Genomic DNA, 24,408 nt, shown 5'->3' with positions numbered 1-24,408 from the left:
CTCCTCAAAGTTATCCACAGCCCCCCGCACACCGTAGCGCCAGCACATACGCTGGCTTTTGTCAGGGGGACGAGAGACGTCTCGTACGAACAGGGGGCATCCATGACCGACACCGGCCACGAGGGCGTGCCGAGCAGGCAGCGCAAGCGATTCCCGGGCATCTCGTCCCGGGCGTACGAACACCCGGCGGACCGCTCGGCGCTGGTGGCCCTGCGGAAGCTGAGCGGCTTCGACACCGTGTTCAAGGCGCTGAGCGGCCTGCTTCCCGAGCGCAGTCTGCGACTCCTCTTCCTGTCGGACTCCGTCCGGGTGAGTGACGCGCAGTTCGCGCATCTCAACGACATGCTGCGGGACGCCTGTTACATCCTTGACCTGAAGAAGGTCCCGTCCATGTACGTCACGCAGGATCCGCGGCCCAACGCCATGTGCATCGGTCTCGACGAGCCGATCATCGTGGTGACGACGGGGCTCGTGGAGCTGCTCGACGAGGAGGAGATGCGGGCCGTCGTGGGCCACGAGGCGGGCCACGCCCTGTCGGGTCACTCGGTGTACCGGACGATATTGCTCTTCCTCACCGGTCTCGCGCTCAAGGTGGCGTGGATCCCCCTGGGCAATGTCGCGATCATGGCGATCGTGACGGCACTGCGCGAGTGGTTCCGCAAGTCGGAACTGTCCGCCGACCGGGCAGGGCTGCTGGTGGGGCAGGACCTGCGTGCGTCGATGCGCGGGCTGATGAAGATCGCGGGCGGCAACCACCTCCACGAGATGAACGTGGACGCCTTCCTCGCCCAGGCCGACGAGTACGAGAAGGGCGGAGATCTCCGCGACTCCGTGCTCAAGATCCTCAACGTGCTGCCCCGGACACATCCGTTCACCACGGTGCGTGCCGCCGAGCTGAAGAAGTGGTCGGAGTCGCGGGACTACCAGCGCCTCATGGACGGCCACTACCCCCGGCGCGACGAGGACAGGGACACCTCGGTGACGGACTCCTTCCGGGAGTCCGCGGCCCACTACGCGGACACGGTGCGCACGAGCCGGGACCCGCTGATGAAGCTCGTCGGTGACATCGCGGGCGGTGCCGGCGACCTCGGAGGCAAGCTCCGGGACAGATTCACCGGGGCGAGCGGTGGAACCCCGGCAGGGGGCGGGGCCACCGGCAAGGGCGGCGCGTCCACCTCGGACACCAGGACCGGCACCGACGCTACGGGCGGCTCCGAGGGGACTTGGCGGCGTCCGGGCCCCGAGGAGGAGCCGGAGGCTGGGAGCTGACCGCCAGGGTGCCGCAGAGGGCCGCTGTGGGCACGCCCGTGGCGTAGGGATCGGTGCCGGCGGGACCCCGGGTGTCCGCTCGCTCGCCGGCGAGCAGCGGACGGAGGACACCTGCCATGTCGGCGGAGCAGGACTGGGGGCCGGCCTGGACGTATGCGCTGCGGACCTCGAGCCGGTGGAGCCGGATGTCCTCACGGTCGAGGAAAAAGCGCAGCACGCGGCGCACGGTGAACAGCGAGGCCGCGTCGGCCCGGTGGGGGCCGGACACGGCGGGGCGCAGCGTGTACGTGAAGGTGTGGTCGGACACGACTTCCAGGGTGTCCGCCCCGGCCTCCGCGTAGGTGAAGGTGCCCTGGACCCGGATCTCCGGGTCGGCCAGTTCCACCTCGGCCGGGTCGAAACGCACCAGCCAGCCGGTCGCCAGGTGCTCACCGTCGGCGGACGGCGAGCCCACGCTCCGGTCGAACTGCACCGTCTGGTCCGGGTCGAGGAGGCGCCCGACCGGCCGGACGACTCCTCCGGTGAGGACGTCGGGGTCCAGCGCCGATGCGACCAGGTAGTCCTTGACCGTGGTGAGGCCCATGGTCACCTGGCTGTCCGAGAAGTTCTTCGTCCTCCGTACGGCCGGAAGGTTGATGCCCGAGGCGCCGGTGCGGAAGCCCGCGGCCGGGCCGTCGTCCAGGAGGGACTCCGGTGTTCCCGCGGGCACCGGCCCTTGGGGGGCGAGCGGGACGACGGTCGTGTGCAGCGATTCGGCACGCCGTCCTACGGGGGCCGGATAGGGGTTCCGGAAGCCCATGTAGACGGCGGTGGCGAACGCCAGGGCGATCAGCACGACGAGCGCTATGCCGGCCCTGGAGCGGCGCCGGCGGGCAACCTTGCCAGGGAGGGACCGCACGGCGCGGGCAGGTTCGCCCATGCGTTCCCTGGCGGAGAACTCCTGCAGCTTGGCGGCGCGCACAAACGATTCGTCGAAGACGAGCGAGCGGTACTCGTCCTCACCGCCCGAAGGGTTCTCGGGCGTCCCTTCCGGCGGTTCTCCGCGGCCTGCCATGACTCCTCCCGATCTCCGCGCGCCGCCGGTGAGGGCGGGCGCTGGGGTGCGCCCCAGCCACGCGGCTGCCGGCGGACCTGTCCGTCACGGGTTCGGTATCAGGCCCTCTCCCCGGAGACGGGGACGGGAGGAGGGGTCACAGGGTCGTACTTTCAGATTGGGTCGATCGTCATCACGGTAAACGCCGCCCAGGTAGGAGCGCAGTCGGAAGCCCGGCAGGGTTCGCCGACGGGCCGGCCCCGCACGGTCTCGCCGGCCGGGCTCGATCGCGCGACTGTGCTCCCGCATCCGTACGGGTGCCGCTCACAGGGACCGGGGGCTCCGGCAGCGGAGCATCCCCCGCCCATTACTCCATCCGGGTTCCCCCACCCGACGTCGACGGCGGCCAACCGCGCTGCGCCGGGCCCCAGCCTTTGCGCCGGGCCCCAGCCTCGACGCCGTACCCTCCCGGAACCGGTACGGCGTCCTCAGCAGCGGGCGTCCACAGATGTCCTGCTGGACCGCGCCCGGCGGGACAGCCATGCGCGGCACACAGCCGTGCGGCCGGGACAGCTACGAGGGCAGGGCAGGGCAGGGCAGGGCAGCCCAGCGGCAGGGCAGCCCTACGGCGCCGACTCGGCTCAGGGCGTGCGCGGGACCGCGGAGACGGCCGGGCGGGAGTGGCCGGCGGAGAGCGAGGGAGTCGGGCCCGGCTTGTCCACGCCGCTCGTGGCCGGGGGCGGCACCTTTTCCTGCCGGTTGTTCGCCGCGCCGCGGTAGACCGCGCTGAAGGCCAACGCGACCATCCCGATGCCTATGAGCACGGCCAGCAGCCAGGCGATCGGCCGGTGCCAGTGTGCCGTGCCGCGGTAAGGACGCAGAGCGCCGCCGTCGGGCCCGTAGGGGTCGGAGGCGGCCTCCCCTGCGCCGTCGGGGTCCCAGAAGCCACCGCGAGCCCTGTGACGGCCGTACGCGCCGTCCGGCCCGTAGTCGTCGTGGGAATCGGCATCGCGGGAACCACGACGGAAGCGTGCCCTGCTCGCCTCTGCTTCTGCGCGGGCCTCCGCGGCGGCGAGGAGTCGCTCGACCGCGCTGGGTTCGTGGATCTCGGCGGACCGCACGAAGTCCTCGTCGAACACCACGGAGGCGAAGTCCTCGTCCGCGCCCCCGCGGTCGTCGTCGGGCTCCCAGCCGTCCTGGAACGGCCTGCCCCCCACGTCGTCCGGCACGGATTCAGCGTAGCCCCCGACAGGGCGATTCGGGCAGAGAGCGCACAGAATCGCCCGCACCGCCGGGGGCCGCGCGGCTAACGGATGTGACCGTCCCCCGTGACGATGTACTTCGTCGATGTCAGCTCCGGAAGCCCCATCGGGCCCCGGGCGTGGAGCTTCTGGGTGGAGATGCCGATCTCTGCCCCGAAGCCGAACTGGCCGCCGTCGGTGAACCGCGTGGACGCGTTCACGGCCACCGTCGTGGAATCGACCAGCTGGGTGAACCGGCGGGCCGCGGCCTGCGAGGTGGTGACGATCGCCTCCGTGTGGCCGGAGGACCAGAGCCTGATGTGCGCCACGGCACCCTCCAGTGACTCCACGACGGCGGCCGCGATGTCGTAGGAGAGGTACTCGGTCTCCCAGTCCTCCGGCGTCGCCGCCACCACCGTCGCCTTGGACCCCTCGGCGTAGGACAGGACCCGCTCGTCGCCGTGCACCGTCACACCCGCGCCGGCCAGGGCGTCGAGGGCCAGGGGCAGGAACTCGGCGGCGATGTCCTTGTGGACCAGGAGGGTCTCGGCGGAGTTGCAGACGCTCGGGCGCTGCGCCTTGGAGTTGACCAGGATCTCGACGGCCATGCCGAGATCGGTCTGCGCGTCCACGTACACGTGGCAGTTGCCGGTGCCGGTCTCGATGACGGGGACGGTCGACTCCTCCACGACCGTACGGATGAGGGAAGCGCCGCCGCGCGGGATGAGCACGTCGACCAGGCCGCGGGCCCGCATCAGTTCGCGCACCGAGTCGCGGTTCTCCCCCGGCACGAGCTGCACCGCGTCCGCCGGGAGACCGGAGCCGCCCACCGCGTCACGGAGAACCCGCACGAGAGCCGTGTTCGAGGCGTACGCCGACGAGGAGCCGCGCAGCAGCACCGCGTTGCCCGACTTGAGACACAGAGCGGCGGCGTCGACCGTCACGTTGGGGCGGGCCTCGTAGATGATGCCGACCACCCCGAGCGGTACCCGGACCTGGCGCAGGTCGATGCCGTTCGGAAGGGTGGAGCCGCGGACCACTTCGCCGATCGGGTCGGGCAGGGCGGCCACGTCCCGGGCGTCCGCGGCGATGGCGCGGATTCGCTCCGGGGTGAGCGTCAGCCGGTCGACGACGGACTCGCTCGTCCCGGCTTCCCGGGCCCGCGCGATGTCCTCGGCGTTGGCCTCGATGATCTCGCCGGTGCGCACCTCGAGCGCGTCCGCGATCGCCAGAAGGGCGTCGTCCTTCGCCGCGCGCGGGAGTGGCGCGATGTCGTCGGCGGCGGCGCGTGCCCGGTAGGCGGCCTGGGCGACCGGGGACATGTTGTCGTACGGCGAAAGCGTGGTCATGCCCGCAGGGTAGTGCGCCCGCTGCGGGCATCCCTCACGTATCCCGTGATGCGAGACGGGCGTTTCGGCGCCCGTGCACCCGGTCCGGTACACCCGGTCAGTACGGGTGCACCCCGACCGGGGCCGCCGGTGGCGGACCATAGCCCTCGGCGATGCGCAGGTGGTACGTCTGCCTGTCGATGACCTCGAGGCCGACGATCTCCCAGGGAGGCAGCCGGGCGCTCGACCGGTGCTCTCCCCACAGCCGGAGGGCCACCGCCGCGGCGTCGTGCAGGTCCCGGGCCTCTTCCCAGTAGCGGATCTCGGCGTGGTCGTTGGCGTACCGGCTGGTCAGCAGAAAGGGGTGATCGTGCGCCAGCTGTTCGAGCCCGCGTCTGACCTCGCTCAGTGGCGTCTCACTGCCGGAGACGCTGAGGGTGATGTGCCACAGCCTGGAGCGGATCCACTCCTCGTCCGTCACCCCCGGTTCCTGCTCGGGGGCCTGGCCGTCGGGGGCGTCGACGAAGTCGGCCCCCGCTCCGACGCTGGTCAGGGCGCGGCTGCCCGTTCCGCGGGGCGGCGCCCCCGGGCGCGCTCGTCTCACCGGCGGCCTCCTGTGAATGTGTAGCTGTCCTGACCCCTTTGTGTCCCCGTGACAAAGTTGACCAGTCCGGAGCGGGGTATGGGGCGGTTTTCGTGAAGGTCTCCGCCCGAAGGCTGGACTTTCAGCCGTTTCGGGGGCCCGGATGAGGTGTGAGGACGACGAGATCGTCCCTGTGTACGACCTCCCGTTCGTAGGCGGGCCCGAGTTCGCGCGCGAGGTCGCGGGTGGACCTGCCGAGGAGCTGGGGGATCTCCTTGGCGTCGAAGTTGACGAGTCCGCGGGCCACCGCGCGGCCGGCGGGGTCCCTCAGTTCGACCGGGTCACCGGCGGAGAATTCGCCCTCCACCGCGCTGATCCCGGCGGGAAGCAGAGACGTACGGCGTTCGACGACGGCACGCACCGCCCCTTCGTCGAGGGTCAGGGCGCCCTGGGGTGTCGAGGCGTGGGCCAGCCAGAGGAGCCGGTCGGCCGAACGGCGTCCCGTGCGATGGAAGTGTGTGCCGGTGTCCCGCCCCGAGAGGGCGTCCGCCACCCGGCTGGCGGATGTGAGGACCACCGGAATTCCGGCGGCGGTCGCGATCCGGGCGGCTTCGACCTTGGTGACCATGCCACCGGTGCCGACACCGGCTTTGCCGGCGCTGCCGATGACGACGCCCTCCAGGTCGGCAGGGCCGTGGACTTCGGCGATGCGCGTCGTGCCGGGCGTGCTCGGGTCGCCGTCGTAGAGCCCGTCCACGTCGGACAGGAGGACGAGGAGATCGGCGTGCACGAGATGGGCGACGAGGGCGGCGAGCCGGTCGTTGTCGCCGAACCGGATCTCGTCCGTGGCCACCGTGTCGTTCTCGTTGACGACGGGGAGGGCGCCCATCTCGAGGAGTTGGTCGAGCGTGCTGTAGGCGTTGCGGTAGTGCGCCCGCCGGCTGGTGTCGTCGGAGGTGAGCAACACCTGGCCGACCCGGACGCCGTAACGGGCGAAGGAAGCGGTGTAGCGCGCCACGAGCAGCCCCTGGCCGACGCTGGCGGCGGCCTGCTGGCGCGCCAGGTCCTTGGGCCTGCGGACGAGTCCGAGGGGCGCGAGCCCCGCCGCGATGGCGCCGCTGGAGACGAGGACGATCTCGCGTTCCCCGCCGCTCCTGACCTTGGCCAGCGCGTCGACCAGCGCGTCGACCCGGTCGGCGTCGAGGCCTCCCGCGGCGGTGGTCAGCGAGGAGGACCCCACTTTGACGACGATCCGGCGGGCACCGGTCACGTCCGGCCTGAGCCCGGCGTCGCCCTCCGGGGGTGTGCCGAGTGCGCCTTCGGAATCCCTTGCCCCTGACACGTACGCCTGTCCCCATCACGTCGTCCTGCGCGGTTCCCCTCAATCTACGCGAGGGGCCCGCACCGCACCGGACCGTCTCAACTGCTGACGCGGTACGGAGGCGGCCCTACGGACGAGCCGCTCCGACGATCGTTCCGACATGCCCACGAATGGAGTCATTTACGTAATCTCCACAGGCCTTTCATCGGGCTACCCTCCTTAGGTGACTGATGAACCCACCCGCCAACGACGCATTCTTCTCCGATCAGGTAAAAGCCCCTTCGATGTGGACACGCTCGAACAATCGCTCCACAGAGATGTTTTCGCCACGAACGCGGGCAACCTGATCTTCAGCGACGCGTCGCACAAGATCCTCACGACTCCACGGGCAGAGGTCTTCTCCAACGGCATCCGTACCGATCCGTCGGCGGCCGACCGCATAAACGAGGAGTTCGACGTATTCGTCGTTCCTCTGGCGAACGCGTTCCGTCCCACCTTCGAGCGACCCCTGAAGCGGATGACACAGCTGATCAAGAAGCTGCGCATTCCCGTCGTCGTCCTGGGTGTCGGCGCGCAGGCCGACCTCAAGTACGACGCGGCCAGGCTGAAGCCCATGGAGCCGACGGTCAGGGAATTCGTCACCGAGGTGCTCAACCGCAGTGCGTCCATCGGCGTGCGGGGGGAGTTCACCGAGCAGTACCTGAAGAACATGGGCTTCCGGGACGTCGAGGTCATCGGATGCCCCTCGATGTTCATGAACGGCGAGACGTTCACGCTCGAGAAGAAGTCCGAGTCGCTCACCGCGGAATCCCGCATCTCGGTGAACGGCTCCCACAGCGCCGTACGGTCACACGGCCTCGACGCCATCATCCGGCAGGCTCACCAGCGGTATCCGCATCTCCGGTTCGTCGGGCAGAACCTCCTCGAGGCCCAGCTGCTCCACTGGCGGGAGACGTCGAACCCGATCGGCGCCCAGACCTCGATGCCGACTCATCCGTCGCACCCGATGTACCGCGAGGGCAAGGTCCGGCTCTACATCGACCCGGCCACGTGGATCGAGGAGCTGCGCGCGTTCGACTTCTCGTTCGGTTCCCGCATCCACGGCAACATCGCCGCGCTGCTGGCCGGAGTCCCGAGCACCGTGCTCTGCAGCGACTCGCGGACCCTGGAGCTCTGCCGGTACTTCGGCATCCCGCACCGCAAGATCTCCGAGACGCCGAAGAACATCGACCCCGCCGAGCTGTACGAGGCGGCCGACTTCGGCGAGCTGGTGAACGGCCACAAGGAGCGGTTCCTCCGGTTCACCGGCTTCATGGAGAAGAACGGCCTGGAGAACACCTTCCACCACGGCGACAGCGGCAAGGCGTTCGACGCGCTGCTCGCCAAGCGCGCCCTGCCGGCCGCCGTCCGCCCGTGGACCGACACCGACGCGGAAGCGATGAGCAGCCGGTTCAGCTTCATGCAGAGCCGTCTGGCGGAGCTCTCCGAGCAGAACACCCTGCTGCTCAGCCAGCTCGAGGGGAAGACCGGCCGGCCGATCAGCATCAAGCTCCAGGGCAGCGAGGGAGCGACCGCGTGGCCGTCCGCCTACCGGCGTGCGCGGCGCGTGGTGGGGCGCCCGGTCCGGAGGCTTCTGCGCCCGGAGCAGTGACGGGCGGGCCCGCCCGTCCCCCTGCCCGCCGCCGGTGCCCGTGCGGCGAGCGGGGCGGGCAGGGTGACGGGCGGGCCGCGCGTGATCAATGCGGCTAGCGCGTCGCGCCCGCTCGCCCACCGCTCGCCGGGACCGCGTCGGCGGCTTCGGGAGCGAGGCCGGCCGGAGCGGACCCGGAGCCCTGCGTGCCGGGGGCCGCCGGCCGGGCCGCACCGCCCGCCTCCGCCGCCCCGGGCCGGACCGCACGGGGCGATCCGAGGTCCTTGAGGCGCATCGAGGGACGCTCCACCAGGTGCCACGAGAGCACCGCGGCGGTCAGGGCGCCGGCGAGGGACATCGCCAGGTAGGGCCAGAAGCCCCAGCGGGTGAATCCGACCGCGACCAGCGACTGCTGGACGACGAAGCCGTAGATGTACATGCCGTACGAGTAGTCGTGCCGGGCGCCGATCCGCCGGAACGGTGCGGGCAGGCGGATGGCGAGCCACAGCAGCAGGTAGGCGAAGGCGGGCAGCCCGACGACGAAGAAATATCCGAAGCGCAGGCTTCCGAGGAAGACCAGCCCGGAAACCACGCCCAGATGATCGCTGACCGGAATCCGCTCGCGGTAGAGCTCGATGGCCGCCCCGAGAGCGAAGGCAAATCCGAGATAGAGGACGACGTCCGGGTCGAAGCGACCGGTGACCTGGAAGAACTCGATACTCGCGTGGTAATTGGAGTCGTCGAAGCCTGACCAGAACGGCACGTCCATCGCGTCCCGGACGATCAGCACCCCCATGACGCCGACGATCAGGAGCACGATCCGGCGGGCCCGCGTGAGTGCGCCCGTCACGGCGAGCAGGGCGACCCCGAAGTAGCAGAGCACCTCGTAGCGCAGCGACCACAGAGCCGCGTCGATGCTGGGGCTGTGCGCGAGGCCCGACTCACCCGCGGTGGCCACCACGCCGGACACGTCGTTCTGCCGGGGTGCGACGGCCCAGTTGGACGTCATGTAGCTCCACGGCCCCTCGGAGTGGCCCCAGAAGCCGCCCAGGCCGCCCTGCTGCCGCCAGTACAGGAAGGGAGCGACCACGAAGGCGGTCACCGCGAGGCAGACCCACAGCCCCGGCAGCAGCCTCAGAGCGCGGTGCCACAGGAAGCGCCCGAGAGGCAGCCGCTTTCCGCTGCGGGTGACGAGGATCCCCGAGAGGACGAAGAAGCCGTAGACCGACATCTTGCCGAGGTCGGTCTGGCCGTGGCTGAAGTGGTGCCCGAACTCCTTGTCCCCGAATCCGAGGATCCGGGCGTGGGAGACCACGACCGCGGAGGCCAGGGACAGGCGGAGCAAACCCAGGCTGTTGTTGCGGCCGGAGAAGAGTTCGGCGACCGAGCCGCGCGACCAGCGCACCTCACCTGGACCGCTCACATTGCGCCAACGGATGGCGGCCTCCCGAAATCGATTGGATAGCACGCGCCGCGGCCCGATCGTCGTGCGTATCGGAAGGGCGAGGGGCGGGCGGCCCGGACGGACCCGGGTGTGATGGGCCGCCTGCCTCGGGCCGGCGACCCTGGAACCTTACCCTCTGTCCCGGGACCCGAACTGTTCGATCCGCGCAAGCGCTAGAGTGCAGGCGGGCGGCGGCCCCCCGTGCTTCGAAGTCGACTGCCGGTCCCAACCCCCACCTTGTCGTCCATGGTTCTCAGAGATGGGGCACAGTCGTGTCAGTCAAAGTGAGTGTCGTCATCCCGGTCTACAACCCGGGCAAGTACATCGATCCCTGCATCGATTCCCTGTTGCGTCAGACCCTTCCCGCGGACGAATTCGAAGTCCTCTTCGTCAACGACGGGTCGACGGACGACACCCGCGAACGGCTCGAGAAGCTGGCCACCCAGCACTCGCATTTCCGAGTGATCACCATCCCGAATTCGGGCTGGCCGGGAAAGCCTCGCAACATCGGGGTCGCGGAGGCCGCCGGCGAGTACGTGCAGTTCGTCGACCAGGACGACTACCTCGCCCCCGAGGCGCTGCAGCGCCTGTACGCGATGGGTGACCGGAACGGCTCGGACATCGTCATCGGCAAGGTGGCCAGCAACTTCCGCGGCGTCCCGCACGGTGTCTTCAAGAAGTCGCGCGAGAAGTGCACCCTGCGCGACGCCCCGCTGTACGACAGCCTGACCCCGCACAAGATGTTCCGCACGGAGTTCCTCCGCGAGAACGGGATCGCCTACCCGGAAGGGAAGCGCCGTCTCGAGGACCAGCTCTACATGATGCAGGCCTACTTCCCCGCGAAAGTCGTCTCCATCCTCGGCAACTACACCTGCTATTACTACTCCAAGCGCGACGACGGAAAGAACGCCGGATCGGCGAAGATCGTCCCGACCGGTTACTACGGAAATCTCCGCGAAGTGCTCGACGTGGTCGTCGAGAACACCGAGCCAGGTGAATTCCGTGATCTCCTTCTCCGCCGCTTCTACCGCGTGGAGATGCTGAGCCGTCTCAGCGAACCCGCCGTCCTCAAGTACACGCCCGAGTTCCTCGACGAGATGTGCGACGCCGTCGAGGACGTGGCGAAGGACTTCATGGACGACGGAGTCCACGACGGGCTCGGCCCCGTCCAGCGGCTGCGGTCGACGCTGCTGCGCAACGACGACCGGCAGGGCCTCCTGCGGATCGCCCGGTTCGCCGCGTCCGTCAAGGCGGCCGCACGGCTGGAGGAGTTCGCCTGGCAGCCGGACGGCACCGTCGCCGTGGCCGTCACCGGCCGCCTCGTGCACGGTGACGACAAGGCGCCGCTTCGGCTGCTCAACCGCGAGGGCCGTTACTACCTCCACCCCGACTACACGGACGGGCTGATGCCCGAGGGCGAGCTTCTCGACGTCACCGACGACATCGACGGGTTCGCGGCGGAGATCTCGCTGCGCAACCGCGACACGGCCGTCGAATGGCCCTTCCCGGCGAAGTTCACGACCGGGTTCAAGGAGCTCGGCGACGGTGTCTGCGAGGTCGTCCTGAGCGGCTCCGGGACCATCTCCTCGGAGCGAGTGAAGGGGCGCGGCCGGGTGTCGCGCGGATTCTGGGACGTGTGGGTGCCGCTGCGGGGCCTCGGGCTGGTGCGCAAGGCGAGGCTCGGCTCCGACCGTGCCGAGCAGGTGGACGCGGCGTGTCTGCCCGCCTCGCTGGGATCCCCGGCCCGAGCCGTCATCCCGTACTTCACCGAACCGCACGGCAACCTCACGCTCGACGTCGCCCGTCGCAGCAAGAGGCTGGCTCCCTACCTCGAGGACCGGGCGGCCCTGCTGGTCGCCTCCAGCCGGCCCGAACTCCGGCTGGACCTCTTCACCTCGGAGGGCACCGCCCCCTCGACGGTGCAGCTGGTGCTGAGCTCGCCCTCCGCGTCCCACACCCTGCCCGCCGTGCTGCGGCCCGTGGAGGGGCGTGCCCACCTCCCCCTGCCCTCGGAGGCGCCGAAGGTACCGGCCGGCTCCTGGAGCCTCTCCGTCCGCCTGGACGGCGGGACGTACGCCCCGCTCGCCCTGTTCGACGTCACCGTGGACTCGCGCGGACGGATCGTGCTTCCCACCGGGCTGCCCCGCGCCGACGCGGAGCTCACCCGCAGGGTGTCCGCGCAGCAGCGGAAGACGACCATTCGCCGTGCGCTGCGCCGGGTCGGTGGTCCCCTGACCCGCCGGCTGCCCAGCGGGGCCCGCAAGCGCGCACGCCGGCTCGCCGCGCGGATCGTCGGCTGACCGCGCGCGCACGAGGCACGAGTACCAGCACCTTCACCAGCACAAGGACGTGATCGACATGCGGCAGCTTTCCATCTCCGGGGCCCTGGTCCACGAACCCAAGATCTTCCCGGACAGCCGCGGCAGTTTCCACGAGTGGTTCCAGGCGCCGTCCTTCGCCGAGGGCGTCGGGCACCGGCTGAGGCTCGAGCAGGCGAACTGCTCGGTCTCCAGCCGCGGCACACTGCGCGGAATCCACTTCGCCGACGTACCGCCGAGCCAGGCCAAGTACGTCAAGTGCGTCCGAGGCGCCGTGCTCGACGTCATCGTGGACATCAGGGTCGGTTCACCGACGTACAAGCAGTGGGAAGCGGTGCGGCTCGACGACGTCGACCACCGGTCGGTGTATCTCGCGGAGGGCCTCGGCCACGCCTTCATGGCGCTGACCGACGACGCGACCGTCGTCTATCTGTGTTCGGAGGGGTACTCCCCCGGCCGCGAGCACGGCATCAACCCGCTCGACCCCGAGCTGGGCATCGAGTGGCCCGCCGATGTCGCCCCGCTGCTCTCCGACAAGGACGCGGCGGCTCCGACGCTGGCGGAGGCCGAGGCGGAGGGCCTCCTGCCCTCCTACGAGGACTGCCTGGCCCACTACGCCGAGCTGGCCGCCCGCGGCTGATCCCGCGGCGGGCCGCACACGAAGCCCCCGACCGTCCTCGACGGTCGGGGGCTTCGTCACGTCCGCGGGACCGGGGTCAGGCCGTGACCTTCTCCACGCTCCTGCGGAGCGGAGCGAAGGCGGAGCGGGGGCGCCGGAGGTTGCGCGCCCGCGCGAGGGCCGGCCAGAGATCCAGGCCGAGGAGCTCCTCCGGCTTGACCGCGTTCTTGCGGACGAGCACCTCGTCGGGCACGTTCTGCGGGTCGGGTACGACGTACTCCTCGATGATCCCGTCGTAGGCGTTCTTCAGGACCTGGCTCCCGGGGTCGGCGCCGAGGACCACCAGGACCCCGGTCGGCTCGGTGTCCACTTCGATGACGAGCAGGTCGGGACGGAAGCGGCGCAGCACCTGGGCCACCTTGTAGACGTCGCCGGTCCAGAACTGGGTGTGGCGGTCCCTGGCGGCCTCGTCGACGTCGCGCGGGAGCATGTCGTCCAGGACGATCACGCTCGACCAGCGGGAGTGCCGCTCGACGTTCATGAAGTCGCGCAGGGCGTACTCGAAGAGGTGCATGCCGTCGATGAAGGAGAGTTCCAGCTTCGGGTCGGCACCGAGGAGGTTCAGCGGATCCCGGCGGGCGAGGGCTCGGAACGGGTTCCGGCCGTTGCGCAGGTGCAGCAGCGGGTCCTTGCGTGCGAAGAAGTCGTCACTCGTGGCCCTGACGAGATGAACGTCGCAGCTGATGTCCGTCACCACGCGGAAGGCCGGGTCCACAGCGACGGAGGGCACCCTGGAAAGGGCCAGGCTCCGGCCGTCGTTGACGCCGATCTCCAGGTAGTTCCGGGGACGGTATACACGGTGCAGAGACCGGAGGAACTCATGGCGATTCACGTGGAGCAGCCCTTCGACAGGGACCAACTGGCCAGGTTTTCGAGCAAGCTATCCCATGAATGTGTCGTACGGGAGGCTTTACGTACGACATCTCCGCGGCCTGCGGACGATGAAGTCCGGATACGGCGACGGCCGGGTTCCTCCCCGTGGGAGGAACCCGGCCGTCGCTCCTGTCGCACCGCCGGACGTCAGGGCCTTTCCGCGGCGAGCAGCCCCGGGAAAGCCTCGCCGAGCGCGGACCTCCAGTCGCGGACCGGCTCGATTCCGGCCGCCTTCCAGCGGTCGTGCCCCAGCACGCTGAACGAGGGCCGGGGGGCGGGCCGCACGAAGGCCTCGCTGGTCGTGGGACGGACCCTTTCCGGATCCGCTCCCAGCAGCCGGAAGATCTCCCTGGTGAGTCCGAACCAGGTCGCGTCACCGGCGCTGGTGCCGTGGTAGACACCGGCCGGAGCGGTGCCGGCGAGAGCGCCCAGCCCCAGCAGGACGAGCCGGTCGGCGAGGTCCACGGTCCAGGTCGGCTGCCCGCGCTGGTCGTCCACCACGTCGAGGGTGTCCTTGACGCCCTCCAGCCTGATCATCGTCCGGACGAAGTTGCCGCCGCCCGCGCCGTACAGCCAGGCCGTCCTGACGACGTATCCGGTGTCCGGCAGCGTGTCCAGCACCGCGCGTTCCCCGGCCAGCTTGGTACGGCCGTACGCGCTGCGCGGTGCGGTGGGGGCGTCCTCCGGGTAGGGGTGGGCGGCGTCTCCGGCGAAGACGTAGTCCGTGGAGACCTGCAGGAGTACGGCGCCGTACTCCCGGCACGCCTCCGCGAGCACCGCCGGGCCCTCGCCATTGACGCGGAGCGCGGCTTCCTCGTCCGTCTCCGCGTCGTCGACGGCGGTCCAGGCGGCGCAGTTGACGACCACCGCGGGGCGGTGCTCCTCGAAGGCGGCACGCACCGAGGCGCTGTCCGCGATGTCCACGGCGTCCCGTCCCGCGGCCACGGCGGGGATGCCGGCACCGGCGAGCCGGGCCAGGACGTCCTGGCCCAGCATTCCGGCTGCTCCGGTGACGAGCCAGGCGGCACTCACAGCGCCGCCCGGTCCTTGAGCGGCTCCCACCAGGCGCGGTTGTCGCGGTACCACTGCACGGTCTCGGCCAGGCCGGTGGCGAAGTCCTTGCGGGGCTCGTAACCGAGCTCCTCGCGGATCTTCGTGCAGTCGACCGAGTAGCGCCGGTCGTGGCCCTTGCGGTCCTCGACGTAGGTGACGCTGGTCTCCCAGTCGGCGCCGCAGGCGTCCAGGAGCAGACCGGTCAGCTCCTTGTTGGAGAGCTCGGTGCCGCCACCGATGTTGTAGACCTCGCCGGCACGGCCCTTCGTGCGGACGAGCTCGATGCCCTGCACGTGGTCGTCGATGTGCAGCCAGTCGCGCACGTTGGCGCCGTCGCCGTACAGCGGCACCGTTCCGCCGTCCAGGAGGTTGGTGACGAAGAGCGGGATGACCTTCTCGGGGAAGTGGTGGTGCCCGTAGTTGTTGGAGCAGCGGGTCACCCGCACGTCGAGACCGTGCGTGCGGTGGTAGGACAGGGCGATCAGGTCGCTGGACGCCTTGGCCGAGGAGTACGGCGAGTTGGGCTCGAGCGGGTGGGTCTCGGGCCAGGAGCCCTCGTCGATCGACCCGTAGACCTCGTCCGTGGAGATGTGGACGAAGGTCTTGATTCCGGCCAGGTGTGCGGCGTGGATCAGGGTGTGCGTTCCGACGACGTTCGTGCGGACGAACTCGGCACCGCCGTCGATGGAGCGGTCCACGTGGGACTCGGCCGCGAAGTGCACCACCTCGTCGTGCTGGGTCATCAGCTTGCCGACCAGCTCGGCGTCACAGATGTCACCCTCCACGAAGGTGAAGCCCGGGTGGTCACGGACCTCGTCGAGGTTGGCCGGGTTGCCCGCGTAGGTGAGCGCGTCGAGGACGGTGACGGCGACGTCGCCCGGTCCCTGGGGGCCCAGCACGGTACGGACGTAGTGGGAGCCGATGAATCCGGCCCCGCCTGTCACCAGGATGTTGGTCGTCATGAGGAGATCTGCACCTTGCTGTGGTCGCCGAGCACGAGTCGGTGGGCGGAGGGGTTGCGGGGCGCGGGGGTGACCTCGACGTCCCGGCCGATGAGCGAGGCCTCGACACGGCGCACACCGGTGATGGACGCGCCGCGCAGGACGATGGAGTACTCGATCTCGCTGTCCTCGATCCGGCACCCCTCCGAGACCGACGTGAAGGGGCCGACGTAGGCATCGCTGATGACCGCGTCGGCTCCGATGATCACCGGGCCGACGATACGGCTGCTCGTGACGCGTGCCCCCGCCTCGATCCGCACCCGTCCGATGATCTCGCTGCTCTCGTCGACCGTTCCCTCCGTGGAGGGCTTCAGGGTCTCCAGGACGGAGCGGTTGACCTCCAGCATGTCGGTGACGTTGCCGGTGTCCTTCCAGTATCCGGAGATGGTCGTGGAGCGGACGTCGCGCTGCTGGTCGATCAGCCACTGGATGGCGTGGGTGATCTCCAGCTCGCCGCGCCAGGACGGCTCGATCGAACGCACGGCTTCGTGGACGGCCGGGGTGAAGAGGTAGACGCCGACGAGTGCCAGGTCGCTCTTCGGTTCCTTCGGCTTCTCCTCGAGGGACGCCACCCGTCCTTCGGTGTCGAGTTCCGCGACACCGAAGGCGGTCGGGTTGGGCACCTTCGTCAGCAGGATCTGCGCGTCGGGGCGGTCCACACGGAACTCTTCGACCAGTCCGCTGATACCGCCGACGATGAAGTTGTCGCCGAGGTACATGACGAAGTCGTCGTCCCCCAGGAAGTCGCGCGCGATGAGCACCGCGTGCGCGAGGCCCCGGGGCTCGTCCTGCGGGATGTACGTGACGTCGATCCCGAGGGCGGACCCGTCGCCGACGGCCTCGCGGATCTCTGGCGCGGTGTCACCCACGATGATGCCGACGTCGGTGATCCCTGCCTCGGCGATGGCTTCCAGCCCGTAGAAGAGGACGGGCTTGTTCGCCACCGGGACCAACTGCTTGGCCGACGTGTGCGTGATGGGGCGAAGACGGGTGCCCGCCCCACCGGAGAGTACGAGAGCCTTCACGATGTCCCTGTCCCGATGATGATGATATGTAGATCCCTTGAGGGACCTTGAATATTGTGCGAGTTTATCTCCGAGTTCGACGCGGCTCGGCCACCAGGCACCCCGCCGGACCTGAACGGCCCCAGGGTGCGGCGACCGGGCGACCGGCCGTGCGGGCCGTCAGCCGGTGCTCAGGCGGGCCCGCCAGCCACGGAACTCCCTGCGCAGCCGCCGGACGATGCGCCTCAGCACCGACGGCCGTTCCGTCTGCGGCCTCAGGATGCGCTTCGGCCTCGTGACCCGGTCCCCGCCGTGCCAGTCGGGGACGGTGACCTGGTAGTCGGCGTCCCGGAGTCCGGCCGCCTCGTCCCGGAAGTGGGGGTAGGCCAGGAAGAGCTTGTCGCCCTTGGCCGAGCGGACCAGTTCGGGGACCTCTCCGGTCCGGATGAACTTCAGCACGTCGGTCAGCAGGTCGAGGCGGCCCTGGGCGACACAGGCGAGCCTCAGCCGCTCGGCCACCTTGATCCGCCGGGCCACACCGTTCGTCCAGTAACTCCGCATCAGCGGAGCCGCGAGTTCCAGCTTGTGCCGCTGTTCGTCTTCCGGCTGCTTCAGGAACCCGGGACCGAACTGCTGGAGCATTCCGACGGTGAAGGGCCTGACCATGAGGTAGTCGCGTTTCGGACCGGCCGGCTCCAGCCTGTGGATGAGCTCCATCATGGCCGCCATGGAGTCGAAGCGCAGGGTGTAACTGCCCCGCTTGGTGGCGTGCTTGCCGTCGTCGCGGCCGACCAGGTGATAGCAGGTGTAGTCGGCGATGACGGAGACACCCGCGCCGCGCAGATACGCCTCCATCGTGAAGAGGGCGTCCTCACCCGTCTCGAGTCCCTCGTCGAACCGCAGGCCGATGCGTTCGAGCAGTTCACGCCGGAAGAGCTTCTGCGCGCTGAGCGTGTAGATGACCTTGGACCGGTGCACGTCGACGCGCTCCTCGGTCCGCGCCCACATCGACTTGGGCGCCCCCCTGTTGACGCCGACGACCTTGCCCAGCACCACGTCGGTGCCGGCCCGGTCCCCCATCGCGACCATCCGCTCCAGGGCCTCTTCGCCGAAATAGTCGTCCGCGTCCAGGAAGAAGACGTATCGCCCCCGGGCGAGCCCGAGACCGACGTTGCGGGGCCCGCTGGGGCCACCGGAGTTCTCCTGCCGGACGACGCGCATGTCGATCTCGGTCCGGGCCGCGAACTCCTCGAGGTACTCCCCCGTGCCGTCGGTCGACCCGTCGTCGACAGCCACGATCTCCATGCGGCCGGCCGGGAGCGTCTGCGCTTCGACGGACTCCAGGCAGCGGATCAGGTACGGCATCGCTTCGTAGGCACCGATGATCACGGTCACATCGGGTGCGGTGGTAGTGGTGGCGCCCATCTCTCCTCGGTTCACACATAAGCGTACCAATCAGGAGAAACGATGGAACGGCGATATACCCCCCGTTCCGGGCACGGACACGCCGAACGGCCCGTACGTTCCCCTCCCCGAGAAGGAGACGGACGGGCCGTTGCATGGGTTGCGTCGCGAATCGGACGGATTTCGAACACCTGGAGGACGACCGGATCACACCTGCCCGTCATCTCCGCATCCGGCCGCCCCGGTCACGCTCCGGGCGGACCGCGCTCAGCGGACCGCCGAGGGGCCCGCGCCGATGCCCGCATCGGCATCCGGCCCGGCGGGCACGTCCGGGTCGACCGCGGCATCCGCCTCGGCGACGACCTCAGCCGTGCCGTCGCCCGCCCCGCTGGACGCCGCCTCCGCGTCAGGGAGGGGAGCGGGGGGCTGCTGCCCGCCCAGGCGCTGCGCGACACCCGCGTTGCGGGCCTCGGCCTTGACCGCGAGGGCCCGGACGGCGGCGTCGAACTGCTCCATGGAGGTCGGCTCGTCCGGACCCAGCAGATAGGTCTTCAGCTCGTGGCGGGCTTCGGCCAGCGGGTCCGCCGCCGGGTCGGTGACGGCGGACAGAAGCTCGTCGATCTCCTCTGCGCTGTTGGAGAGAATGACGGCCGCACGCACGGCGGTGTTCTGACGCTTGAACTCCTCCGCGCCGAGCTCGGCCGAGTCCGTGACCGCGTAGGGCTTGCCGCTCGCGATGAAGTCGGACACCACGCTGGAGATGTCGGAGACCATGGCGTCGGACTCGTTGAAGCAGTCGTACAGCTTCGGCTGCGCACCCGTCACCGTCATGTGCTCCCACCAGCCGAGGGAACGCCAGTAGGCGTCGTTCCACTCGGTCCGCAGCGTGGAGATCTCGGTCTGACGGGCCGGGTCGGCGAGCGAGAGGCGGGACTCCTCCGACTCGTCGCCCCCGGCGCGGCCCGGCTTCGAAAGCTCCGCCAGGCGGGCCTCGATACGGACGAGTTCCGCCTTGGCCGCAGTGTGCCCGGCAGCGGCGGCCGAGGCCTCCTTCACCCACCTGGGGTCCGCGGCACGCTTCTGCGCAGCGGTCTCGATCAGGTTCCTGATCTTCGCGTCGACAGCCTTGGCCTTGGCACTGCGGATACCGGTGAAGGGGTGCGGCTTGTAGATGACCCGGACCGGGTTGTCCGCCTTCAGCAGCCGACGGACGATCTTCTCACCGGCCAGCAGCAGCGAGGTGTTGCCGGGGTTGTCGTCCCAGCCCTCCCACGTGGGGGCGTACAGCACCGTGGGAACGGGGTTCCTCGTGGTGCCGGTCCAGCTCTTGATCGGAGCGAGCTGGGGGCGTCCGACCTCGACGATGTCCTCGTCGCGGACACCGACGTCGGCGAGGGCGTAACGGTCGCGGCCCGCGCGGCCGGCCGTCCACACCTCGTCGTACACCTTGGAGTAAGGGTTGACGCTGGCCAGCTTGTCGCTGTCGCCGTGGCCGATGAAGACGTGCTTCATGGTCGGGACGCGCAGCATGTGGATGTTCTTTCCGACGTTCGCCGGATACAGGCAGACCCGGACGCTGGAGAGGTCCATGTTCATCAGGTGGGTGCCGGCGGGCACGCACACCACGGGCACGGACGTGTCCGCGAGCTGCGGGACGAGGTTCCGCTCGCGCATGACGATCAGCGGGCGTCCCTCGACGGCGGCCATGGTGTCGAGCCACATGTTGCCCTGGTAGGCGGACTCGCTGGAGCCGGAGAAGTAGAGGACGACCGTCGGCTGGTACTCGCGCAGCCAGGCGTCGAGCGCCTTCAGTACCGCGGGAGCCGAGGGCGCCTGCCGCTTCTTCCGGAGATAGGGGACGAGCAACGCGGTGTAGAGGCCCGCGAGCAGCAGCGTCACACCGGCACCGATGTACCCGATGACGTCTTCGCCCGTGCCCGCCGCGAGCAGCACACCGGCCACCGCGGGGAGGTCGAGGTGCAGCATCTTCTCGCTGGAGCGGTGCAGCAGGGCGCGCGGCGGGGCGTCGGGGATGCGTATGGCGTGCAGGTCCACGTTGCGGGTGACGATGGGCAGGCTGCGTCGCAGCCGGATGAGTGTCGTCAGCGCGCCGTGCGGGGCCTGCAGCCCGTAGAAGAGCAGGAAGCAGGCGACCGCCGCGTAGAAGAGCGGTTCCTCGGCGAGGTCCAGCCGGGCCAGCAGGAGGATGATCATCAACTGGCGGAGGAGGAAGCGGATGGACAGCCCCGCCCGCACCTTTCCGAGCCTGTTGACCAGATAACTGCCGCGCTGGTGCAGGTACCAGTCCGCGAGGTAGGTGACAGCCGTGGCCGCCGCGAAGAACCAGATATCGGGGACAAGAGCGGCGACCATGACGCAGGGATAACCCAGCATCATCAGTATCGCTGCCGCCAGTTCTGACCGACTGCCCACACGGGCCAGCCGGATGGCTGTCGAAATCACGAAGAACCTGCTCCAGGGGGTGCCGGTTGTTTCACGTATTGAGGGAAATGTGAAGATGCGGCTTCACGCATACGGGCCCCTGGAATCACCTTTCAGCGATTACAGGGGCCCGTTAAAAAAGCAATTGTCAAGAATTATTACACATCTTCTTGACGGTCCAGTACCGAGGCCAGGGCCTGCTCGAATCCCGAAGCCTCGGTGACATCACGCGTCGGATCCTGCTGACGTACGTCGATGACGTGACCCGTCATCGCGGACAGGAGGACGTCGAGCGAGGTGCGCGCGACGGCCTCGGAGGAGAGCAGCGAACCCTCCGGCTCCTGGCCGAACGCCTTGGTCCTCATGGGGGTGGCGGTGCGCTCCGGGTTCACACAGTTGACCCTGACACCCTCGCCTGCCCACTCGTCGGCCAGCGCCTGGGTGAGGTTCACCATCGCGGCCTTGGTGGAGGAGTAGAGGCTGTACTCGGCACGGCCCCGGGTGTAGCTGCTGGAGGTGTACAGGAGCAACTGCCCCTGCGTCTCCGCCAGGTACTTGTACGAGGCGCGCGCGATCTGCACCGGCGCCAGGTAGTTGACGTTCAGCGCTTCCTGGATCGTCGCCGGGTCCGTCTCGGCCAGCTTGCCGATGCGCAGGACGCCCGCGGTGTTGATGACGTAGTCGATGCGGCCGGTCTCGGCGTACGCCTTCGACAGCGCGTCGTCGATGTGCTCCGGGTTCTCGACGTGCGTACCCGTGGTGGAGCGGCCCAGTGCGTAGACGGTGGCACCGTACTGCTCGGCCAGCGTGGCGATGTCGGCACCGATGCCGTACGAGCCGCCGAAGACGACCAGGGTCTTGCCCGAGAGCAGCTGGCGGTAGGCGGCCTCGTCTGCCTGGCGCGGGGCGGCGGTCGAGGCGAGCTGGAACAGCTTGTCGGTGATGAAGACGTCGACCGGCTGCGTCACCTTCATGTTGTACTCGTCGCCCGCGACCACGTAGATGGGCACGTCGGGGAGGTACCGCAGGACGACCGAACAGTCGTCGGTGGCCTGGAAGTTCGGGTCACCGGCCGCGACGGCGTACGCCTTGCGGATGGTGGACAGCTTGAAGGCCTGCGGGGTCTGGCCGCGGCGCAGCCGGGACCGGTCCGGGACGTCGGTGATGAACTCGCCGTCCTCGCCGTGGGTGCGGGTCACGATGATGGTGTCGGCGGACGGGATGGCGACGTCGACGGCCTGGTAGCGGTCGAGGGCGTCGACGCAGTCCTTGATGACGCGCTGCGACAGGAGCGGGCGGACCGCGTCGTGGAACAGGACGTTGCGGTCCTCACCGTCGGCGAGCCCTTCCCCGAGGGCCGCGATGGCACGCTCGGTGGTCTCGTTCCTGGTGCTGCCACCCTCGATGACCTTGACGACCTTGGTCAGCCCGGCCTTGGCGACGATCTTCTCGACGTCGGGCACGAAGCCCGGCGCCATCAGCACGATGACATCGTCGATGCCCTCGGCGTTCTCGAAGATGGTCAGCGTGTGCTCGATGACTGCCTTACCGGCGATCTTCAGCAGCTGCTTGGGGATCGACAGCCCCACACGTTGACCGGTCCCACCGGCGAGCACGACCGCTGTGGTCCGGGGCTTGGCTTCATGCGGCACAGACACAGACGACCTACCTTGCGATGACAGGGGGGAACTGTGTGATGGTCGCACTCTCCGCGACCGTCTCGCAAGGCGGACGTTTACCGGTGCTTGCCCCTGGGAAACCCGCAGTTCACTGCCTGGCCAGGCACATTGGCCTCCGCGACGCCCGGGCCCGCAGTGACGGACTCCACAGATGTGTGACGCAATCTGCACATGAGCGGTCGCCGCAGGCTCGTCACCTGGCGGTTCTCGGTGAATCCGGGGGCGTCCCCGCAGTGCGGGGACGCCCCGTGCCCGGGCCTAGAAGGGGTCGAACTCGTCGTACTCGCGCTGCGCGTCGTCACGCTCGGAGTCACGGTCACGACGCCGCTGCGCTGCGGGACGCGGGGCCTCGAGACGGTGGTCCTCACCGCGTCGTCCCAGCATCTCGGCGCCGGCGGCCATGGTCGGCTCCCAGTCGAAGACGACCGAGTTCTCCTCGGCACCGATGGCGACGCCGTCGCCGGCCTGGGCGCCGGCCTTGCGGAGCGCGTCCTCGACACCGAGGCGGTTGAGCCGGTCGGCGAGGTAGCCGACGGCCTCGTCGTTGTTGAAGTCGGTCTGGCGGATCCAGCGCTCGGGCTTCTCGCCGCGCACGCGATAGATGCCGTCCTCGTCCAGGGTGACCGTGAAGCCCGCGTCGTCGACGGCCTTGGGACGGATGACGATCCGGGTCGACTCCTCCTTCGGCTGCGTGGCCCGCGCCTCGGCGATGATCCCGGCAAGGGCGTAACTGAGGTCGTTGAGGCCCTTGTGAGCGATCGCCGAGACCTCGAAGACGCGGTAGCCGCGTGCCTCCAGGTCGGGACGGATCATGTCGGCGAGATCCTGCCCGTCCGGGATGTCGACCTTGTTGAGCGCGACGATGCGCGGCCGGTTCTCGAGACCGCCGTACAGCCGGAGCTCCTCCTCGATCATGTCGAGATCGGAGACGGGGTCGCGGTCCGACTCGAGCGTCGCGGTGTCCAGGACGTGCACGAGGACGGAGCAGCGCTCGACGTGCCGCAGGAACTCGAGGCCGAGGCCCTTGCCCTGGCTGGCGCCCGGAATGAGACCCGGGACGTCGGCGATGGTGTATACGGTCGAGCCCGCGGTGACGACGCCCAGGTTGGGGACGAGCGTCGTGAACGGGTAGTCCGCGATCTTCGGCTTGGCCGCGGAGAGCACGGAGATCAGCGAGGACTTGCCCGCGCTCGGGTAGCCGACGAGGGCCACGTCGGCGACGGTCTTGAGCTCGAGGACGATGTCCCGGCTCTCGCCCGGCTCACCGAGCAGAGCGAAGCCGGGCGCCTTGCGACGGGCGGACGCCAGCGCGGCGTTGCCGAGCCCACCGCGGCCACCCTGGCCGGCGACGAAGGTGGTGCCCTGACCGACGAGGTCGGCCAGGACGTTGCCGGCCTTGTCGAGGACGACGGTGCCGTCCGGGACGGGCAGGACGAGGTCCTGGCCGTCCTTGCCGGAGCGGTTGTCACCCGCGCCCGGCTGGCCGTTCGTGGCCTTGCGGTGAGGGTGGTGGTGGTAGTCGAGCAGAGTGGTGACGGACTGCTCGACGACGAGGATCACGTCGCCGCCGCGTCCGCCGTTGCCCCCGTCGGGACCACCGAGCGGCTTGAACTTCTCACGGTGCACGGAGGCCACGCCGTGGCCTCCGTTACCCGCGGCGGCATGCAGCTCGACGCGGTCCACGAAGGTGGTCATGGTTGGTGCCTCCAGGTACAGCGGGAAAAAAAATACGGAATGTCTCTAGTCGTAACGCGCCGAGGGCGGACCCGCTTCCCCGCATACCGGGAAAGCTGAGATCCGCCCTCGGAAGGTGCTGTGTCGTTCGGTCGTCGCCAGACTCAGGCGGCGACGGGAACGATGTTCACGACCTTGCGGCCACGGTGCGTACCGAACTCCACCGCACCGGCGGTCAGCGCGAACAGCGTGTCGTCGCCGCCACGGCCGACGCCCGTGCCCGGGTGGAAGTGGGTGCCGCGCTGGCGGACCAGGATCTCACCGGCGTTGACGGCCTGACCGCCGAAGCGCTTCACGCCGAGCCGCTGAGCATTGGAATCGCGCCCGTTCCGAGTGGACGATGCGCCCTTCTTGTGTGCCATGTCTCCTCAG

Annotated in this window: 19 protein-coding genes; 4 read left to right on the top strand and 15 right to left on the bottom strand. The window is 69.4% G+C overall.

Translation table 11 applies throughout. The features are described from left to right. Positions 1–102: 102 nt before the first annotated feature. Positions 103–1,269, top strand: a complete 1,167-nt coding sequence (locus tag OG206_RS22065) for a M48 family metallopeptidase (RefSeq protein WP_327118723.1) — start codon at positions 103–105, stop codon at positions 1,267–1,269. Here OG206_RS22065 and OG206_RS22060 read toward each other — a convergent pair. The 5 genes from OG206_RS22060 to proB form a co-directional block, all read right to left on the bottom strand. Next, positions 1,202–2,323, bottom strand: coding sequence for an SCO2583 family membrane protein (locus OG206_RS22060; RefSeq protein ID WP_327118721.1), 1,122 nt, complete (start codon positions 2,321–2,323; stop codon positions 1,202–1,204). The two genes, OG206_RS22065 and OG206_RS22060, sit on opposite strands and share 68 nt — an antisense overlap. 620 nt (positions 2,324–2,943) lie before the next feature. Continuing rightward, entirely contained in the window at positions 2,944–3,531 is a 588-nt protein-coding gene (locus tag OG206_RS22055; protein ID WP_327118719.1) for an SCO2584 family spore wall biosynthesis protein, read from the bottom strand. A 77-nt stretch (positions 3,532–3,608) separates the two neighbouring features. After that, entirely contained in the window at positions 3,609–4,892 is a 1,284-nt protein-coding gene (locus tag OG206_RS22050; RefSeq protein ID WP_327118717.1) for a glutamate-5-semialdehyde dehydrogenase, read from the bottom strand. A 97-nt stretch (positions 4,893–4,989) separates the two neighbouring features. Then, positions 4,990–5,475, bottom strand: a complete 486-nt coding sequence (locus tag OG206_RS22045) for a hypothetical protein (RefSeq protein WP_327118715.1) — start codon at positions 5,473–5,475, stop codon at positions 4,990–4,992. Positions 5,476–5,596: 121 nt separating this feature from the next. Beyond that, the gene (gene proB / locus OG206_RS22040) at positions 5,597–6,724 is read right to left on the bottom strand and encodes a glutamate 5-kinase (RefSeq protein ID WP_327122358.1); all 1,128 of its coding nucleotides are present in this window, start codon (positions 6,722–6,724) and stop codon (positions 5,597–5,599) included. Positions 6,725–6,998: 274 nt separating this feature from the next. Here proB and OG206_RS22035 point away from each other — a divergent pair, with 274 nt between their 5' ends. Then, positions 6,999–8,426 (top strand): polysaccharide pyruvyl transferase family protein, encoded by a 1,428-nt coding sequence (locus tag OG206_RS22035; protein WP_327118713.1) that lies wholly within the window; start codon positions 6,999–7,001, stop codon positions 8,424–8,426. A 94-nt stretch (positions 8,427–8,520) separates the two neighbouring features. On the opposite strand, the gene OG206_RS22030 is transcribed toward OG206_RS22035, so the two are convergent. Continuing rightward, a complete protein-coding gene (locus tag OG206_RS22030) occupies positions 8,521–9,828 on the bottom strand; it encodes an acyltransferase family protein (RefSeq protein ID WP_327118711.1) in 1,308 nt (435 codons plus the stop codon). A gap of 293 nt (positions 9,829–10,121) precedes the next feature. Between OG206_RS22030 and OG206_RS22025 the strand changes: the two genes are divergently transcribed. Next, positions 10,122–12,149 (top strand): glycosyltransferase family 2 protein, encoded by a 2,028-nt coding sequence (locus OG206_RS22025; RefSeq protein WP_327118709.1) that lies wholly within the window; start codon positions 10,122–10,124, stop codon positions 12,147–12,149. A 58-nt stretch (positions 12,150–12,207) separates the two neighbouring features. Next, complete coding sequence (gene rfbC / locus OG206_RS22020) at positions 12,208–12,807, top strand: dTDP-4-dehydrorhamnose 3,5-epimerase (RefSeq protein ID WP_327118707.1); 600 nt, start codon at positions 12,208–12,210, stop codon at positions 12,805–12,807. A gap of 76 nt (positions 12,808–12,883) precedes the next feature. Here rfbC and OG206_RS22015 read toward each other — a convergent pair whose 3' ends face one another. The 9 genes from OG206_RS22015 to rpmA form a co-directional block, all read right to left on the bottom strand. Continuing rightward, positions 12,884–13,678: a class I SAM-dependent methyltransferase gene (locus tag OG206_RS22015; protein ID WP_327118705.1), complete on the bottom strand. Its 795-nt coding sequence runs from the start codon at positions 13,676–13,678 to the stop codon at positions 12,884–12,886. Positions 13,679–13,866: 188 nt separating this feature from the next. Continuing rightward, positions 13,867–14,751, bottom strand: coding sequence for a dTDP-4-dehydrorhamnose reductase (gene rfbD / locus OG206_RS22010; RefSeq protein WP_327118703.1), 885 nt, complete (start codon positions 14,749–14,751; stop codon positions 13,867–13,869). Beyond that, positions 14,748–15,734, bottom strand: coding sequence for a dTDP-glucose 4,6-dehydratase (gene rfbB / locus OG206_RS22005; RefSeq protein WP_327118701.1), 987 nt, complete (start codon positions 15,732–15,734; stop codon positions 14,748–14,750). The genes rfbD and rfbB overlap by 4 nt, the downstream gene beginning before the upstream one ends. Beyond that, positions 15,731–16,798, bottom strand: a complete 1,068-nt coding sequence (locus tag OG206_RS22000; RefSeq protein ID WP_327118699.1) for a glucose-1-phosphate thymidylyltransferase — start codon at positions 16,796–16,798, stop codon at positions 15,731–15,733. The genes rfbB and OG206_RS22000 overlap by 4 nt, the downstream gene beginning before the upstream one ends. A gap of 159 nt (positions 16,799–16,957) precedes the next feature. Beyond that, on the bottom strand, positions 16,958–18,202 hold the full coding sequence (locus tag OG206_RS21995) for a glycosyltransferase family 2 protein (RefSeq protein ID WP_327118697.1): 1,245 nt from the start codon (positions 18,200–18,202) through the stop codon (positions 16,958–16,960). 246 nt (positions 18,203–18,448) lie between these two features. After that, positions 18,449–20,554, bottom strand: a complete 2,106-nt coding sequence (locus OG206_RS21990) for a hypothetical protein (RefSeq protein WP_327118695.1) — start codon at positions 20,552–20,554, stop codon at positions 18,449–18,451. A 227-nt stretch (positions 20,555–20,781) separates the two neighbouring features. After that, positions 20,782–22,281 (bottom strand): bifunctional cytidylyltransferase/SDR family oxidoreductase, encoded by a 1,500-nt coding sequence (locus tag OG206_RS21985; protein ID WP_327118693.1) that lies wholly within the window; start codon positions 22,279–22,281, stop codon positions 20,782–20,784. A 279-nt stretch (positions 22,282–22,560) separates the two neighbouring features. Continuing rightward, positions 22,561–23,997, bottom strand: coding sequence for a GTPase ObgE (gene obgE, locus OG206_RS21980; protein ID WP_327118691.1), 1,437 nt, complete (start codon positions 23,995–23,997; stop codon positions 22,561–22,563). A gap of 143 nt (positions 23,998–24,140) precedes the next feature. Next, entirely contained in the window at positions 24,141–24,398 is a 258-nt protein-coding gene (rpmA, locus tag OG206_RS21975) for a 50S ribosomal protein L27 (RefSeq protein ID WP_014045902.1), read from the bottom strand. Positions 24,399–24,408: the final 10 nt, after the last annotated feature.

It is taken from the genome of Streptomyces sp. NBC_01341 (assembly GCF_035946055.1).
Classification (GTDB): Bacteria; Actinomycetota; Actinomycetes; order Streptomycetales; family Streptomycetaceae; genus Streptomyces.
The sequence above is the reverse complement of the archived record's forward strand: the minus strand, read 5'-3'. Positions and strand labels throughout refer to the sequence as shown.